13 protein-coding genes are annotated in these 17103 nt (G+C 52.5%); 3 read left to right on the top strand and 10 right to left on the bottom strand.

What is annotated here, in order from left to right:
* Positions 1–162 precede the first annotated feature (162 nt).
* The 4 genes from ACKPVM_RS09065 to ACKPVM_RS09050 form a co-directional block, all read right to left on the bottom strand.
* Positions 163–1434: an ABC transporter permease gene (locus ACKPVM_RS09065; protein ID WP_409308715.1), complete on the bottom strand. Its 1272-nt coding sequence runs from the start codon at positions 1432–1434 to the stop codon at positions 163–165.
* Between the two features lie 123 nt (positions 1435–1557).
* Positions 1558–2604 (bottom strand): ABC transporter substrate-binding protein, encoded by a 1047-nt coding sequence (locus ACKPVM_RS09060; protein ID WP_409308714.1) that lies wholly within the window; start codon positions 2602–2604, stop codon positions 1558–1560.
* A gap of 171 nt (positions 2605–2775) precedes the next feature.
* Positions 2776–4230 carry an NAD-dependent succinate-semialdehyde dehydrogenase gene (locus ACKPVM_RS09055; protein ID WP_409308713.1) on the bottom strand — a complete coding sequence of 485 codons (1455 nt, stop codon included), beginning with the start codon at positions 4228–4230 and terminating at the stop codon, positions 2776–2778.
* A gap of 9 nt (positions 4231–4239) precedes the next feature.
* Complete coding sequence (locus ACKPVM_RS09050; protein ID WP_409308712.1) at positions 4240–5505, bottom strand: 4-aminobutyrate--2-oxoglutarate transaminase; 1266 nt, start codon at positions 5503–5505, stop codon at positions 4240–4242.
* Positions 5506–5661: 156 nt separating this feature from the next.
* Here ACKPVM_RS09050 and pdxR point away from each other — a divergent pair, with 156 nt between their 5' ends.
* From pdxR to ACKPVM_RS09035, 3 genes are all read left to right on the top strand, one after another.
* The gene (gene pdxR / locus ACKPVM_RS09045) at positions 5662–7155 is read left to right on the top strand and encodes a MocR-like pyridoxine biosynthesis transcription factor PdxR (protein ID WP_409308711.1); all 1494 of its coding nucleotides are present in this window, start codon (positions 5662–5664) and stop codon (positions 7153–7155) included.
* 187 nt (positions 7156–7342) lie between these two features.
* The gene (locus ACKPVM_RS09040) at positions 7343–8437 is read left to right on the top strand and encodes an ABC transporter ATP-binding protein (protein WP_409308710.1); all 1095 of its coding nucleotides are present in this window, start codon (positions 7343–7345) and stop codon (positions 8435–8437) included.
* Positions 8438–8560: 123 nt separating this feature from the next.
* Positions 8561–9178 carry a LysE family translocator gene (locus tag ACKPVM_RS09035; RefSeq protein ID WP_409308709.1) on the top strand — a complete coding sequence of 206 codons (618 nt, stop codon included), beginning with the start codon at positions 8561–8563 and terminating at the stop codon, positions 9176–9178.
* 47 nt (positions 9179–9225) lie between these two features.
* Here ACKPVM_RS09035 and ACKPVM_RS09030 read toward each other — a convergent pair whose 3' ends face one another.
* The 6 genes from ACKPVM_RS09030 to ACKPVM_RS09005 all read right to left on the bottom strand — a co-directional run bounded on the left by ACKPVM_RS09030 (position 9226) and on the right by ACKPVM_RS09005 (position 16894).
* Positions 9226–9474, bottom strand: coding sequence for a GlsB/YeaQ/YmgE family stress response membrane protein (locus ACKPVM_RS09030; RefSeq protein ID WP_409308708.1), 249 nt, complete (start codon positions 9472–9474; stop codon positions 9226–9228).
* 137 nt (positions 9475–9611) lie between these two features.
* Positions 9612–9992 carry a VOC family protein gene (locus ACKPVM_RS09025; RefSeq protein ID WP_409308707.1) on the bottom strand — a complete coding sequence of 127 codons (381 nt, stop codon included), beginning with the start codon at positions 9990–9992 and terminating at the stop codon, positions 9612–9614.
* A 174-nt stretch (positions 9993–10166) separates the two neighbouring features.
* Positions 10167–10856 carry a respiratory nitrate reductase subunit gamma gene (gene narI, locus ACKPVM_RS09020; RefSeq protein ID WP_409308706.1) on the bottom strand — a complete coding sequence of 230 codons (690 nt, stop codon included), beginning with the start codon at positions 10854–10856 and terminating at the stop codon, positions 10167–10169.
* The gene (gene narJ, locus ACKPVM_RS09015; protein WP_409308705.1) at positions 10856–11575 is read right to left on the bottom strand and encodes a nitrate reductase molybdenum cofactor assembly chaperone; all 720 of its coding nucleotides are present in this window, start codon (positions 11573–11575) and stop codon (positions 10856–10858) included. The genes narI and narJ overlap by 1 nt, the downstream gene beginning before the upstream one ends.
* Positions 11568–13133, bottom strand: a complete 1566-nt coding sequence (narH, locus tag ACKPVM_RS09010) for a nitrate reductase subunit beta (protein ID WP_409308704.1) — start codon at positions 13131–13133, stop codon at positions 11568–11570. The genes narJ and narH overlap by 8 nt, the downstream gene beginning before the upstream one ends.
* Positions 13133–16894 (bottom strand): nitrate reductase subunit alpha, encoded by a 3762-nt coding sequence (locus tag ACKPVM_RS09005; protein WP_409308703.1) that lies wholly within the window; start codon positions 16892–16894, stop codon positions 13133–13135. Before ACKPVM_RS09005 ends, narH begins: the two co-directional genes overlap by 1 nt.
* Positions 16895–17103 lie beyond the last annotated feature (209 nt).

Below are 17103 nucleotides of genomic sequence, written 5' to 3'. Positions count from 1 at the left end.
CACTTCTCATGACTTTCTGCCAATAAAACAGTACCTATACCCAAAATAATTCAAGTTGCGTGAAGGCGGCAACCGCACGAATCCCCAGGAGCTTACTCAGGTAAGTGACTGGGGTGAGTAAGGGCAGCCAACGCACAGGCAGCTTGAAGTATGACGGGTATATTAATGCGCCGCACTTTCGGCCTGAGTTCGGGTAACACGGATGTACACCACATACAGCAGCGTAACGATAACCAGTAACTGCGTGCCCAACGCCGCAGCCATTCCCCAATTCATCGTGGTATTAGTGAAAAATGCCACGAAATAACTCAGCATTTGATCGCCAGGCCCGCCCAGCAACGCTGGCGTAATGTAGTAACCAATCGCCATCATGAAAACCAGAAGCGCCCCCGCCGTTACACCGGCATAAGTCTGCGGTACATACACACGCCAGAATGCAATAAAGGGATGTGCGCCCAGTGATACCGCTGCTCGAACATAATTAGGAGAAATGCCTTTCATCACGGCATACAGCGGTAAAATGAAGAACGGCAGCAAAATGTGTGTCATCGAGATATAGACACCGATGCGATTAAACACCAACACCAGCGGTTCGTTGATCGCGCCCATGTTGATTAACGTCCGGTTGATCAAACCACCGGATTGCAAGAGCACAATCCAGCTAGCGGTACGCACAATCAATGAAGTCCAGAACGGTAGCAAAACCAGAATAAGCAGCAAGTTAGCTCGGTTAGCGGGTTGCTTCGCCAGCCAGTAAGAAAGCGGATAGCCCAGCCCCACACACAATAATGTGACCACGCCTGCCATCAGTAATGTGCGAAATAGCACATCGACATACAAAGCCTGATCGGCGGGCTGCATGACAATGTCTTGGGTCTTGGCATCAACTTTATGGTCGAATACCGCGAGCAGGTAATAGCTGGTTAGTGGGCGTGACGCTCGATCCAGTGTCTGCCAGGTGGACAACTCCCCCCATAAAGGTTGCTTGTCAATCAACTGAGCACGAACATCACGACTCCCCTCTGCTGGCATATTACGCAATGTACGGGTAATTAATGTTCGATACTCTGCGCCTTCATAACCTAACCGTTTGGTGATATTCGATAATTTTCCACTACTGCGGGCTTCACGCAGATCGCTCACCACCGCGTTAAATACCGTTTCATCTGGAATGTCTTTACCAGCCCACAATCGCATCGCCGCAACCGTCTCCGGCATCGTTTCGCGGAGTTCGGGATTCGATACGCTTTTCCCCAATATTGAGATGATAGGAAAGAGAAAACTCACCGTGATAAACAGAAACAGTGGCGCAATCAGTAACAGTGAACGTTTTTTATATACGGATTGTGCAGCACGCAATTGCTGTTTCAGCGTATTGTTCCCTTCTTTCTCGCGGGAGGGGGGCGTAGTCGCCAGCTCGTCACTGTTAGGCATAGACTTTATCTCCATTATGCTTACGGCATGTCGGTCATACATGAGATCACATAGACATTGGCAAAGTGGCGGGAAAGGCACGAACGCCATTTTCCCGCGATATCGGCTAAGTGCCGCAATACGTTATTGGGCAGCCCAGGCGTTGAATCGCTGCTCCAACTCCTCGCCGTGGTCAATCCAAAATTCGGTATCCACCTGTAAAGCACTGGACAAGTTTTCAGGTGCCGTTGGCAGGTTGCGAGCAATATCTGGTGACAACAACGTGGTGGCTTTCACATGTGTTGGACCGTAGGGAATATTTTCTGCAAACACTTTCTGATTTTCGGGCTGATTGGCAAACGCGATAAACTGTTGCGCTAACGCTTTGTGTTTACTGCCTTTGACGATAGCCCAGCTATCTAAATCGTAAAGACTGTCCGTCCAGACGATCTTAAAGTCATGTCCTTCTTTCTGCGCGGATGCGACACGGCCATTGTAGGCAGACGTCATGACAATATCGCCGGAGACCAACCATTGCACTGGCTGTGCGCCCGATTCCCACCACTGAATATGTGGCTTCAGTTGATCCAGCTTTTTGAACGCCCGTTCAATACCTGCTGGCGTAGCCAGTGTGCTGTAAAGATCTTCGCGCTTCACGCCATCGGCCAAGAGGGCGATTTCAAGCGTATATTTGGCACTTTTCCGCAACGCGCGCTTTCCGGGGTAGGTTTTAACATCCCAGAAATCAACCCAGTTTTTCGGGGCCTGTGGCAGTTTTTTGGCGTTGTAGGTCAGTGCGGTTGACCACATAAAAATCCCCGCGCCGCATTCCGACACCGCGCCTTTAACAAACTGGGATTGATCGCCCAACGTTGACCAGTCCAACGGCTCAAAGAGCCCTTCATTACAACCACGCATCAGTTCCGGGCTTTCCACTTCCACCACATCCCAACCCACCTGACCGGTCTCCACCATGGCCCGGATACGAGCCATCTCACCGTTGTACTCACCGGCTTCAATGGTCCCTTTTCCTGCGGCGGCGAACGGCTTATAAAATGCTTTATCCTGCGCGTCCTTATTCAGACCGCCGAAGGAAATAACGGTCACCGTTTCTGCCTGAACCTGACAGGCGATAGCGACAAGAAACGCAGGTAGGACAATGTTCTTCAATCCCGTTTTACCTTTAAGCATGGTGTGGCTCCTGAAAAGTAGTGTGAGTCAATGTAACCTTCGGTCATCAAGCATCAATTTTTGAGCGACAGTCAGAGCAACGAAGCATAAAACATGCCATCGCAGAAATTTTCTTCATATTGGGTGTTCATCCCTGACGGAAACGGCAGTCTCCGCCCAGGATGAGAAAGTCTATCGAGACAGATCGACGCAGATGTATTTCATCTCCAGATACTCATCGATCCCAAAACGCGATCCTTCGCGCCCCAAGCCAGACTGTTTCACGCCGCCGAATGGCGCAACCTCGTTAGAAATCAGTCCGGTATTCATGCCGACCATGCCATAGTCCAGCGCTTCGGGAAGCGTCCACTGACGAACCGCATCGCGGGTATAGACGTAAGCCGCCAGACCAAATTCCGTATCGTTCGCCATCGCCACTACGTCAGCTTCATCACTAAATAGGAATAATGGCGCAACGGGGCCGAATGTCTCTTCACGGGCAAAACGCATATCCTGAGTCACATTACCAATGATGGTGGGCATAAAGAACGTACCGCCCAGAGCGTGGGGTTCGCCACCTAACAGCAGCGTGGCCCCTTTTGTAAGTGCATCATCAATGTGTTGCTTAACTTTATCGATGGCGTCAGCATCAATCAGCGGACCTTGTGTCACACCGGGGTGGCTGCCATTGCCGACCTGAAGTTGTTTAACTTCTTCCACCAGTTTTTCAACCAGAGCAGAATAAATCCCCCGTTGAACATAAATCCGGTTGGCGCAGACGCAAGTTTGCCCGCTGTTACGGTATTTCGAGGCCATAATGCCTTTTACCGCCAGATCCAAATCGGCATCATCAAACACGATGAACGGCGCATTCCCCCCCAACTCCAAAGACAGTTTTTTTACCGTCGGCGCACTTTGCGCCATAAGGATCCGTCCTACTTCCGTCGAGCCGGTAAAGCTCAATTTACGCACCGTTGGACTATCACACAGAATTTTGCCAACAGATTCGGCATTACCGGTGATCACCTGCAATACGCCACTGGGAATACCAGCCTGCTGCGCGAGTTCCGCCAAGGCCAGTGCGGTAAAGGGTGTTTGCTCCGCGGGTTTGACAATCATGGTGCAGCCCGCCGCCAGTGCTGGCGCGACTTTACGAGTGATCATCGCCGCCGGGAAATTCCACGGCGTAATAGCGGCGCACACACCAATCGGCTGCTTGATGACTAACATCCGTTGATGCCCTTGCGGTGATTGCAGCACGCTGCCTTCAATACGCTTGGCTTCTTCTGCAAACCAGTCAATAAATGACGTGGCGTAGGCGATTTCACCACGTGCCTCTGCCAACGGCTTACCCTGCTCTGCGGTCAGCAACGTAGCGAGATCATCCTGATGCGCCATGATTAAGCGAGCCCATGCTTGCAACAGAACCGCTCGTTCTTTTCCCGTCTTCTTACGCCATTCCGCCAGCGCTCGTTCAGCGGCGGCTATCGCACGCTCTGTTTGTGACGCTGTAACTAGTGGCACAGACCCCAGCACCTCACCCGTCGCCGGATTGGTGACATCCAGACGTTCACCGTTTTGGCTGTCTTGCCACTCACCGTCAATCAGGCAGCACTGGCGTAGTAACGTTTGTTGTTTCAGTTTCATATCGTCCCTTTATTGTGCGAGCACGCGGGTCAGCGTGGTCAACGCACGGTTAAATTGATCGTCAGGAATCGTCAGTGGATACAAGAAACGAATCACATTGCCATGTACGCCACAGGTCAACAGTAGCAGACCCGCTTCCAGTGCGCTTTTCTGGAACTGACGGGTGATTTCTGCCGATGGTTTATCCGTCTGGGGATCGTTAAATTCTGCGGCGACCATCGAACCCTGCGCACGGATGGCTACCAGCGCCGGACACTGTTGCTGTGCTTTTTTCAAGGTTTCCACCAATGCCGCGCCGAGAAACTGTGAACGTTGACACAATTTTTCTTCTTCAATTACGTCCAATACTGCCAGCGCAGAAGCGACGGCCAGCGGGTTACCCGCGTAAGTCCCCCCCAGCCCTCCCGGCGTCGGCGCATCCATCACCGCTGCGCGGCCGACAACACCCGAGATCGGAAATCCGCCTCCCAGACTTTTCGCCATGGTGATCAGATCGGCGTGTTCGGCATAGTGATCCATTGCAAACAACTTACCGGTGCGGGCAAAGCCGGTCTGCACCTCATCGGCAATGAGCAGTATGCCGTGCTTGTCACACAGCTCACGTAATGCGGTGATAAACTCAGGTGGCGCCACATTGAACCCGCCTTCCCCCTGAACGGGCTCCAGTAAAATTGCCGCGACTTGATCGGCTGCGATATCGGCATGCAGTAAGTGATCGATACTGGCCAGTGATTGCTCGACCGTGATACCCAATTGCTCATTGGGATACAGCGCATGAAAGATGGAACCGGGGAATGGGCCAAAACCGGTAGAGTAAGGTGCCACTTTTCCGGTGAGAGTCATGGTTAACAGCGTGCGCCCATGAAATGCCGCGCCAAATGCGATGACTCCGGGGCGACGCGTATAGCAACGGGCTATTTTCACTGCGTTTTCCACTGCCTCGGCGCCAGTGGTAAAGAATGTCGTTTTGGCAGGGCCATCGATAGGAGCCAATGCATTAATTCTTTCAGCCAATTGGACATAGCTACCATAAGGCACGATCTGATAAGCGGTATGCGTGAAGCTTTCCAGTTGCTCGCGCACTGCCGCCAAAATTTTCGGATGGCGATGTCCGGTATTCAGTACGGCGATACCGCCAGCGAAATCGGTAAATTCCCGCCCTTCGATATCCCACAACGTGGCATTCTCTGCCCGGGCGGCATAAAAATCACACATTACACCGACACCACGCGGAGTCGCGGCCAAACGACGCTGATTCAATTCGCTATTCTTCATTTTCTGCTCCGATCACAAGGTACGCCCATGTTCATTGATAACGGCACCCAACGGCTTACGAAAAGAGCCATGAGTCCACTTCTTTCTGTTGCTATTTATAGGCGTCAGATGGTTCTATAATCCAGAGCCAGTTTTGAATATTTGAGGGATCCACTTTTGCGTTCGCTTATCACTGATTTGTTGCTACAACGTTTAAGTCACCAACAGAGCGGGACGTTGAATAAACGACTCTATGACAGTATCCGTCTGTCTATTCTCGACGGCGCGCTTGGTGCAGGGAGTCGGCTGCCCTCTTCGCGCGATTTATCTCAACAACTCGCGCTATCACGCAATACGGTATTGGCTGCGTATGAACAGTTGTTAGCGGAGGGATACATCGAAACGCGCACCGGAAGTGGAACCTTCGTCACACAGCAATTGCCCGATGGCAATATGGTCGCGGTGCGTCATGAGAACCACGTGACGACGCGGTTCCCCACACAAGAGCTATCACGGCGTGGGCGACAACTGCTGGGGTATGCGGGTGCATCACCGCGACAATGGGGCGCATTTATGCCCGGCATTCCGGATATCGCCAGTTTTCCACACGCGTTATGGCGCAGGATCCAGACTCGTCTCGCCCGGCGCACCAGACCGGAACAGCTTTCCTATTCTCCTGTCGGAGGTTGCCCTGAGCTTCAACTGGCACTGGTGGACTATCTGCGCGTCTCGCGTTCAGTCGAATGTACGCCAGAACAGATCCTGATTACGGAAGGCACTCATCAGGCAATGGATTTGCTGGCAAAAATGCTGTGTAATCCCGGAGACCTCGCCTGGATTGAAGATCCCTGTTATTGGGGAACCCGTAACGTTCTGACGATTAATGGCTTGCGAGTCTCCCCCATTGACGTTGATGAGCAAGGAATGGTGCCGCCTGATACTGTTACCGCTCAATCTACTCCCCGGCTCATCTGCGTCACACCGTCCCATCAGTATCCTCTGGGAGCCGTGATGAGCCTCGTGCGCCGCCAGCGGCTACTGGCGCTGGCTCAGGAACACGGATGCTGGGTGGTAGAGGATGATTATGACAGCGAATTCCGCTTCTCAGGCAACCCGATTCCGTCGCTGCAAGGATTGCAAAACCACGCACCGGTGATTTATATCGGGACCTTTAGTAAAACGCTCTACCCCGGCCTGAGAGTGAGCTATATGGTCTTGCCGCCTTCGCTGGCAAAAGACCTGCGGACAGCGCATTCTGAATTATATCGTGGCGGTCACTGGCTGACGCAAGCGACGCTGAGCCAGTTCATTCAGGAAGGTCACTATGCCGCACATATCCGCCGGATGCGTCTGCTATATGCCAAACGCCGCGCGATGTTGACCGCATTGATTGAACAACGACTCGGGCCTGAATATGTGGGAGACGCCAGTAACGCAGGGTTGCACATGATGCTTAAGTTGCCTGTGGGCATGGATGATGTGATGCTCAGTGCGCATATTCAGCAGCGTGGCGTCACGGTTAAACCACTGTCCAGCTACTATCTACGACCTACCTCAAATCGGGGATTGCTGCTGGGCTATGCTGCGGTGGAAGAGCACAATATGTCCCAGGCTTTCGACATCATCGTCGACAGCATTCAGTCCGTTCAGAACGACCCATTTCGTACCTGAAAAACGCAGCCAGTCGCGCACCTTAACGGTGCGTTTCCCCATACGCCTCACCATAACGGAGCAATATCGCCGCCTCATCACGCCATTCTCAACCATTGATGTACACGCCATGCTCATATTGACAAAAAACGGCATGCTTTATGCATAGTCATGCGGTAAGACACCGTCACCGCGAGAGAATGGCACTATGAGAAATTATGTCAGCTTCAAGAACATCCAGAAAACGTATGATGGCGATCGTCTGGTCGTTAAAAACCTGAATCTGGATATCCATGAAGGCGAGTTTCTAACCCTACTCGGTCCATCCGGTTCAGGGAAAACGACCAGCCTGATGATGCTAGCCGGATTTGAAACGCCCACTCAGGGTGAAATTTTACTGCGTGATACGCCGCTGCATCACTTACCGCCCCATCAGCGCGGCATCGGTATGGTATTCCAAAATTATGCTTTATTCCCACACATGACGGTGGCAGAAAATCTGGCTTTCCCATTGTCCATCCGCCGGATGAACCGCACCGATATAAAGGAAAAAGTCGATAACGTACTCCAGCGCGTCAAATTGACTAGCTTAGCCGATCGCTATCCGGCCCAGATGTCGGGTGGCCAACAACAACGCGTCGCGCTGGCACGGGCATTGGTCTTCGAACCCAAACTGGTATTGATGGACGAACCGCTAGGCGCGTTAGATAAACAACTGCGTGAGCATATGCAGTTAGAAATCAAAGCATTGCACGATGCATTGGGATTAACCGTCGTTTATGTGACACACGATCAGAGTGAAGCCATGACCATGTCTAACCGGGTCGCCGTTTTCAACGATGGCGTGATCCAACAAATGGCCAGCCCCAGTGAAATTTATGAGAAACCGGAAAATGCGTTCGTGGCACAGTTCATTGGGGAAAATAATACGCTGCTCGCCACACAGGCAGGCGCGGACGGCAATTTCTATCGCGCAACGCTGGATGACGGCACCTCATTGCGAGCATTGAAGGTCAGACCAAGCTCTCCAGGTAAAAAAATTACGTTGTGTATTCGCCCGGAACGTATTCGGATTAATGCTGAACACCTTGATCATCAGACACAGCAGGTCAAAGCGCGTATTCAGCAATTCATTTATCTGGGTGACCACGTGCGAATGATGACAGAAGTGGCCGGTCAGCCACAGTTTATGGTGAAACTCCCCGCCAGCGAGATTCAGCCACATTGGAAAGTCGGCACCGAGGTCAACCTGTCGTGGCAACCGGAGCACCTGCGCGCACTAGACAGCATCATTACGCATTAACGCCTTTCGTATTCGCAGCTTTCTGGTTCATTCACCGGGCGCAATATGCGCCCGTTTCACTGATTTCCAGCCCACACTATTGTATAGTCTCGCTAAGAGACACTGGGCTGAACTCTCAATATCATGGATCTACTGGGCTTTATCATCGCGTTAACCCCGATAACGTTATCTCCTGGAGCAAGTTTTACGCTGGCAATGAACAACGTAACCAACGGGGGAATGTACGCTGTATCACGCATTGTTATCGGTACTGCGCTGGGTATTTATACGCATAGTTTACTGGCAAGCATTGGCCTCACAGGGTTGTTATTCCTTTATCCTACGCTTATGCATACCATTACCGCTGTTGGTACGGGTTATCTGCTCTACTTAGCGTTTCGTTTGATAGAAAGTGGATTACGGGAGAAAGGCACAATCTCCTGCAACAGCAGCAGAGTGGGTATCAAAGAGGCCTATTTGGCAAATGTTTTGAATATTAAAGCGATTTTGCTATATGTCACTATCGTACCACTATTTGTGGGTGCCAACGGCACCTCATCAGTATCGCTTGTATCCTACCTAACACTCGCGACCCTGCACATTGTTATGATGTCGGCTTGGCTGCTATTTTCAGCACAGTTACTTATCCGTTCATCAGGTAGAATCAACCCTATTGCGTTGAAAAAAAGTATCAATATTGGCGGCGGGATCGTGCTGATTGTTCTGACGCTTTCTCCCTATTTCTCAACCTATTTTCACTAGAAATAACATTCCCGCCGAAGCGGGAATGAAGATGCAAGCCTGTAGTTCTAATCTCGAATCTTGCGGTACACCCACAGCACGACAATCGCACCAACAATCGCTACCACAAAACTGCCGAAGTTAAAGCCATCGACCCGGCCGAATCCAAAGAAAACGCTGATATAACCACCCACGACTGCACCGACAATACCAAGCAACACCGTCATGATAAAGCCGCCGCCGTCTTTACCGGGCATAATCCACTTAGCCAGAATCCCCGCAATTAAGCCAAAAATAATCCAGGATAAAATCCCCATAACCACCTCACTTTGTCGTTTTACACAATGCCGACACACATTTAGGCCGACAAACACAATACACATTCAAGTATAAAGTATGACGAGTATAGACAAAGATTGATAAACCGTAGGGAGATGACAGAGGTATACACAAATTACTGGATATTGCTTGTATCCGTCGCACACACTCGCAAACGATGACCATCAGGATCAAGCGCAACAAAAGTATAACCGAACGCCAAATGAGTCGGTTCGAGAACAAACGTCAGTCCTAATGCCTTCCATTCCGAATAAAGCCTATCCACTTCTTCCGGTGTCACATCAGCCAGACAAATCTCAAAACCGCCGAAATGGGGCTGCGGTTTAGGATCTATGCCATCTTTAGCTTGCAACCCTAAAATAAAGTCTTCGCCGAGCGGGAAAACAGTAAACTCCTCAAATTGCTCTATGGGTGCCGAATGCAATATTTTTGCATAGAAATCTGTGCTTAACGCAACATCATCAACATAAAGAATCAAACTATTTGGCTTAAACATCGAGTTTCCCTCATAAAATTATCACAGCGAATATATCGTAATAGTTATCGGGGATTTATGACATGAAGCAACAACCGGCCTGAGTTATTAACGATGGCGAGAGTGATCATTATCGATTGGTGGAGGAAACAGCGGCATCTCACAACGCCGCCATTTTCGATCATGTTTACAGACTTAGCGACGGTTACGCACAAGCTGGTAACGACGCGTTAGATACTCGACCGGTGCGCTCCAAATGTGAACCAGACGGCAGAACGGGAACAGGACGAACAGCGTCAAACCCAGCACGATATGTAGTTTGAAGATCAGCGCAACACCCGCCAGATGTGCAGACGCACCACCCTGGAAGTACGCCACACTCTGTGCCCAACCGACCAGCTTCAGCATTTCACTGCCGTCCATATGCTGTGCAGAGAACGGGATGGTCAGTACACCCAAACCAGCCTGAATCACTAGCAAAGACAGAATGAGAATGTCGCCAACGCTGGACGTGGCGCGAATACGTGGATTAGTCAGACGGCGTTTTAACAGCAGCGCACCACCAACAAACGTCAACAGGCCAGCCGCACCGCCGCCGAACATCGCCATTTTCTGTTTTACATCCATTGGCAGGAAGGCTTCGTACATCCAGTGCGGCGTCAGCATACCGAGGAAGTGCCCGGCAAATACACCCAGAATCCCCAGATGGAACAGGTTAGACGCCAGACGCATCCCTTTTTTATCCAGCATTTGGCTCGAACCTGCGCGCCAGCTGTACTGGCCGTAGTCATAGCGCAGCCAGCTACCAATCAGAAAAATCGCCATCGCCAGGTAGGGATAGATATCAAAAAAGAACACATTAAAATAATTGGTGATTGCACTCATTAGCGTTGCCCTCCCGCCGATGTCGCGTCAAGATTCAGATATTGCGGCACCACCGCACCCGCAAAGCGGCGTTGGTGTTGCGTCTGCTGGGCCGATGCGCAGCCTTCTTCGCCGAGGAACTTAACCTGTTCCTCTTCCCACACGGCATCCAGCGCTTGGGGTGTGTCGTCACGCGCTTCGTCAACCACCTTGTGTGTGACATCGTCACTTTTCAGGTCACTACCGGACAGCGATAACAGCAGATCAAACAGCACGGCATAGCTGCTGTCACGCTGCTGCAAACGCGCGCCAATCAATGCCAGAATCGGCGCGATATCGAGTAAACCCGCGCAACTCTGCGCAGGCTCCAGACGAGAAAGGTACTCAAGGTACAGCGGCAGATAATCCGGCAACTCACGGCAATCCAACGCCAGCCCGGCGTCCTGATACTGCTGCATGAGATCGACCATTGCCTGACCACGATCGCGAGACTCACCGTGAACATGTTCGAACAGCAGCAGCGAGGTCGCCCGACCGCGGTCAAACAGGCCGCTATACTCCGCCTGTTTGTCCAACAGATCCTGCGCGCACAGCGTGTTGATGAACTGCATGAGCTGATGGCTCTCACGCAGCGGTAAAGCATCAGCCTGCTCTACCGCTTCGATCAATTCCGCCTTGTTTTCCCACAGCTCGCTATCGGGATAGTCCAGCAGTCTGGCAATAATCCGCAGGCTAATCATGATTCGTCTCCCGCATGATTTTGCTGTTCATGTCGCGCGTTTTGTTGCTGACATCAATGGCATCAATACGCTTGCTGTTAAACAGGTTGAATTTGGTATCGCTACCGTGGCAACCATCGCCAAAGCTGAAGCCGCAACCTTTGCTTTCCGGGAAAGCTTCACGCGCCAGTTCACGATGACTTGACGGGATCACGAAACGATCTTCGTAGTTAGCAATCGCCAGATAGCGGTACATTTCCTGCGCCTGCGCTTCAGTCAGCCCAACCTGCTCCAGCGCGCTGGTATCAATTTTGCCTTCTACGGTTTCTGCACGTTTGTAGTGACGCATCGCCAGCATACGTTTCAGCGCCAGCAATACTGGCTCGGTATCCCCAGCGGTCAGCAGGTTTGCCAGATATTGCACAGGGATACGCAGGCTTTCGACGTCAGGCAATACGCCAGTGTGTGCCAATTGTCCTGCATCCGCCGCAGACTGAATCGGTGACAACGGCGGCACATACCAAACCATCGGCAACGTGCGGTATTCTGGGTGCAGTGGCAGCGCCAGCTTCCAGTCCATCGCCATTTTGTAAACCGGCGACTGCTGTGCCGCTTCAATCACGCTGTTTGGAATGCCATCTTTCCGTGCTTGCTCAATGACTTTGGGATCGTGCGGGTCAAGGAACACATCCAACTGGCTCTGGTAGAGATCTTTCTCGTTTTCGACAGAGGCCGCTTGTTCGATACGGTCAGCATCGTAGAGCAGCACACCCAGATAGCGGATACGTCCGACGCAGGTTTCTGAACAGAGCGTCGGCTGACCACTTTCGATGCGCGGATAGCAGAAAATACATTTCTCTGATTTTCCGCTCTTCCAGTTGAAGTAGATTTTTTTGTACGGGCAACCGGTCAGGCACATACGCCAGCCGCGACACTTGTCCTGATCGATCAGGACGATGCCGTCTTCACCACGTTTGTAGATCGCGCCGCTCGGACAGGTCGCCACACACGCTGGATTCAGGCAGTGTTCGCACAGGCGTGGCAGATACATCATGAACGTGTTTTCGAACTGGCCGTACATCTCTTTCTGCATATGCTCAAAGTTTTTATCTTTGGCGCGCACGCTGAATTCACCACCCAGATCGTCTTCCCAGTTCGGGCCGTTCTCGATTTTCTTCATCCGCTGACCGGTAATCAGCGAGCGCGGACGGGCGACAGGCTGATGCTTGCCTTCCGGCGCTTTACGCAGGTTCTGATAGTCGTAGTCGAACGGCTCATAGTAGTCGTCGATTTCCGGCACATCCGGGTTAGCGAAGATTTTGGACAACACGCTGACGCGGTTACCCATACGCGGTTCGAGCTTGCCGCTGATTTTACGGATCCAGCCGCCCTTCCATTTTTCCTGATCTTCCCAGGCATGGGGATAACCCACGCCCGGTTTGGTTTCGACGTTGTTAAACCAGGCGTATTCCATCCCTTCACGGCTGGTCCAGACGTTTTTACAGCTAACGGAGCAGGTGTGACAGCCGATGCATTTGTCCAGATTCAGCACCATGCCCACTTGTGAACGAATTTTCATCAGGCTTTCTCCTGCTGTACCGCTTTCTGTGCATAATCCTGGCCTTCATCATCCAGCCAATCGATGCGTTTCATTTTACGAACCACGACGAACTCATCGCGGTTTGAGCCGACGGTGCCGTAGTAGTTAAAGCCATAAGCCAGTTGGGCATAGCCGCCGATCATATGGGTCGGTTTCGGCGTGATACGGGTCACTGAGTTGTGGATACCGCCACGCTGCTGGGTGATTTCTGATCCCGGCAGGTTAATAATGCGTTCCTGTGCGTGGTACATCATGGTCATGCCCGACGGTACACGCTGGCTGACCACCGCACGCGCCGTCAACGCACCGTTGGCGTTAAACGCCTCGACCCAGTCGTTATCCGCAATCCCCAATTCGCTGGCATCGTCTTCACTCAGCCAGATAATCGGGCCACCGCGACCCAGCGTCAGCATCAACAGGTTGTCGCTGTACGTGGAGTGAATGCCCCATTTCTGGTGCGGCGTCAGGAAGTTCAGCGGTTTTTCCGGGTTGCCGTTAGGCTTCTTATTCATCACCGGCTCAGCCGCACGGGTATCAACTGGCGGACGGTAGACCAACAGGCTTTCACCGAAGGCACGCATCCACTCATGGTCTTGATACAGCTGTTGGCGACCGGACAGCGTACGCCACGGAATCAGCTCATGAACGTTGGTATAACAGGCGTTATAGGAAACGTGTTCGTCTTCCAAGCCAGACCAGGTCGGGCTGGAGATAATCTTGCGCGGCTGTGCCTGAATATCGCGGAAGCGAATTTTTTCGTCTTCTTTATTCAGTGCCAGATGCGTGTGATCACGTCCCGTGAATTTGCTCAGCGCTTCCCACGCTTTCACCGCCACCTGACCGTTGGTTTCCGGCGCCAGAGACAGGATCACTTCTGCCGCATCGATCGCCGTTTCAATCTTCGGACGACCCGCCGCCGCACCGTCAGCCTTGGTGTAGTTCAGCTTTTTCAGGAAATCAACTTCGGTCTGCGTGTTCCAGCCGATGCCTTTACCGCCGTTGCCTAACTTGTCCATCAACGGCCCAAGTGAGGTGAAGCGTTCGTACAGATTCGGATAATCACGTTCCACCACCATCAGGTTCGGTGCTGTTTTGCCTGGAATCAGATCACACTCGCCTTTCTTCCAGTCCTCCACACCGAACGGCTGCGCCATTTCTGCCGGGGAATCGTGTTGAATCGGCAAGGTAACCAGATCCGTTTCCTGACCTAAGTGTCCCTGACAAACGCGGGAGAAGGCTTTCGCGATGCCTTTGTAGATTTCCCAGTCGCTTTTGGAATCCCATGCGGGATCGACAGCCGCAGACAGCGGGTGAATAAACGGATGCATATCCGAGGTATTCATATCGTCTTTTTCGTACCAGGTTGCCGTCGGCAGCACGATGTCGGAGTACAGGCAGGTGCTGGACATACGGAAATCCAGCGTCACCACTAAATCCAGTTTGCCTTCCACGCCTTGATCGCGCCATTCCACTTCTTCCGGCTTCACACTGCCCGCAGTGCCCAGATCTTGCCCTTGAATACCGTGCTCCGTACCCAGTAGGTACTTCAGCATATATTCGTGGCCTTTACCCGAGGAACCCAGCAAGTTAGAGCGCCAAATAAACAGGTTACGTGGGTAGTTTTGTGCGCTGTCCGGCTGTTCGGCGGCAAATCTGATTTCACCGGATTTCAGCGCGGCAACGGTATATTCCTGCGGCGTAACACCAGCGGCACGCGCTTTTTCTGCAATATCCAGCGGGTTAACGTTCAACTGCGGTGCAGACGGCAGCCAGCCCATACGTTCGGCACGCACGTTGAAGTCAATCATGCTGCCGCTAAAGCGGGATTTGTCAGCCAGCGGTGACAGCAATTCCTGCGGGGCGACGGTCTCATAACGCCACTGGCTGGAATGGTTATAGAAGAACGAGGTACTGTTCATGTGGCGCGGCGGACGCTGCCAGTCCAGCCCGAACGCCAGCGGCATCCAGCCGGTTTGCGGGCGCAGTTTCTCCTGTCCGACGTAGTGCGCCCAACCGCCGCCGCTCTGACCGACACAACCGCAGAAAATCAGCATATTAATTATGCCGCGGTAGTTCATGTCCATGTGGTACCAGTGGTTGATCCCCGCCCCCACGATGACCATCGAACGACCGTGCGTTTTATCGGCGTTGTCCGCGAATTCACGCGCAATACGGATGATGTTCTGACGAGAAACGCCGGTAATCTCCTCGGCCCAGGCCGGGCTATACGCTTTCACATCGTCATAATCACGGGCGCAGTTGTCGTCGCCCAGACCGCGATCCAAGCCGTAGTTCGCCATCGTCAGGTCATACACGCAGGCGACCAGCGCTTCACTGCCGTCAGCCAACGTTAAACGCTTAACCGGCAGTTTGTGTAGCAGGATGTCTTGCAGCTCAACGTTGTTGAAATGTTCGCTGACCGCGCCGCCAAAATACGGGAAGCCGACATCCACCACATCGTCGTGCGAACCCAGCAGGCTCAAGCGCAGTTTAACCTCTTCGCCGCTCAGACCGTCGCGCTGTTCCAGATTCCATTTACCCTGATCGCCCCAACGGTAGCCAATCGACCCTTGCGGAGCCGTCAGGTTACCGCTTTCATCGTCAATCGCGATGGTTTTCCACTGCGGGTTATTGTCCTGACCGAGGTTGTCCACCAGATCGGAGGCGCGCAGCTGTCGACCCGCTGCGTAATACCCCTCTTCACGTGGCTCCAGCAGCACCAGCATCGGTAAATCCGTGTACTGACGAACGTACTCGCTGAAATATTGACTCGGTTTGTCGAGGTGGAACTCTTTCAGAATAACGTGGCCCATTGCCAGCGCCATCGCGCTGTCGGTACCCTGTTTCGGGTTTAGCCAGTGGTCGCACAGCTTGGCGATTTCTGCATAGTCCGGCGTGACCGCCACGGTTTTAGTGCCTTTGTAGCGGACTTCCGTAAAGAAGTGGGCATCTGGCGTACGGGTTTGCGGAACGTTAGAACCCCAGGCAATGATGTAAGAGGAGTTATACCAGTCTGCCGATTCCGGTACGTCAGTCTGCTCGCCCCAGGTCATGGGTGACGCGGGTGGCAAGTCACAGTACCAGTCGTAGAAGCTCAGGCACACGCCGCCGAGCAGAGAAAGGTAACGTGCACCGGCCGCGTAGGACACCATCGACATCGCAGGAATCGGTGAGAAACCGATCACGCGGTCTGGGCCATAGGTTTTGGCGGTGTAAACGTTAGAGGCAGCGATCAGCTCGTTAACTTCGTTCCAGTCAGAACGAACGAAACCACCACGGCCACGAATTTGTTTGTAGTATTTAGTTTTTTCGGGGTCATTGACGATGGACGCCCAGGCATCAACCGGATCGCTGTGCGTCAGTTTCGCTTCACGCCACAGTTTCAGCAGGCGCTTGCGCATCATTGGATATTTCAGGCGGTTGGCGCTGTAAAGATACCAGGAATAGCTGGCACCGCGCGGGCAGCCACGCGGTTCATGGTTAGGCAGGTCCGGACGGGTGCGCGGGTAGTCAGTCTGCTGCGTTTCCCACGTCACCAGACCGTTTTTCACATAAATCTTCCAGCTACATGAACCGGTGCAGTTTACCCCGTGAGTAGAGCGTACGATTTTGTCATGCTGCCAACGGCTGCGATAACCGTCTTCCCAGTCACGATTGGTATTGAGGGTCTGGCCATGACCATCGGAAAACGGTTCAGCCAGTTGTTTGAAGTAACGTAACCGGTCAAGGAATTTGCTCATCCGGACTCTCCTGCTGCGAAGCCTGCTGGCCCCTGTCGTTATGAAATGCTCGTAGCAGACATCTGTTTTTGCTGACGACACATCGCTCAAATTGGCGCTAGGGTATCCAGCAAACCCCTCGTCAAATTTGATAACGATCAAGAGAATTTCCAGACAGAATGCAGGGGCTTACCTCAATTACCCCCAAAGTACTAGACCGATTATTTCAC

It is taken from the genome of Pectobacterium hainanensis (assembly GCF_046237015.1).
Classification (GTDB): domain Bacteria; phylum Pseudomonadota; class Gammaproteobacteria; order Enterobacterales; family Enterobacteriaceae; genus JBJYIN01.
This window is presented reverse-complemented; position numbering and strand designations above follow the sequence as displayed.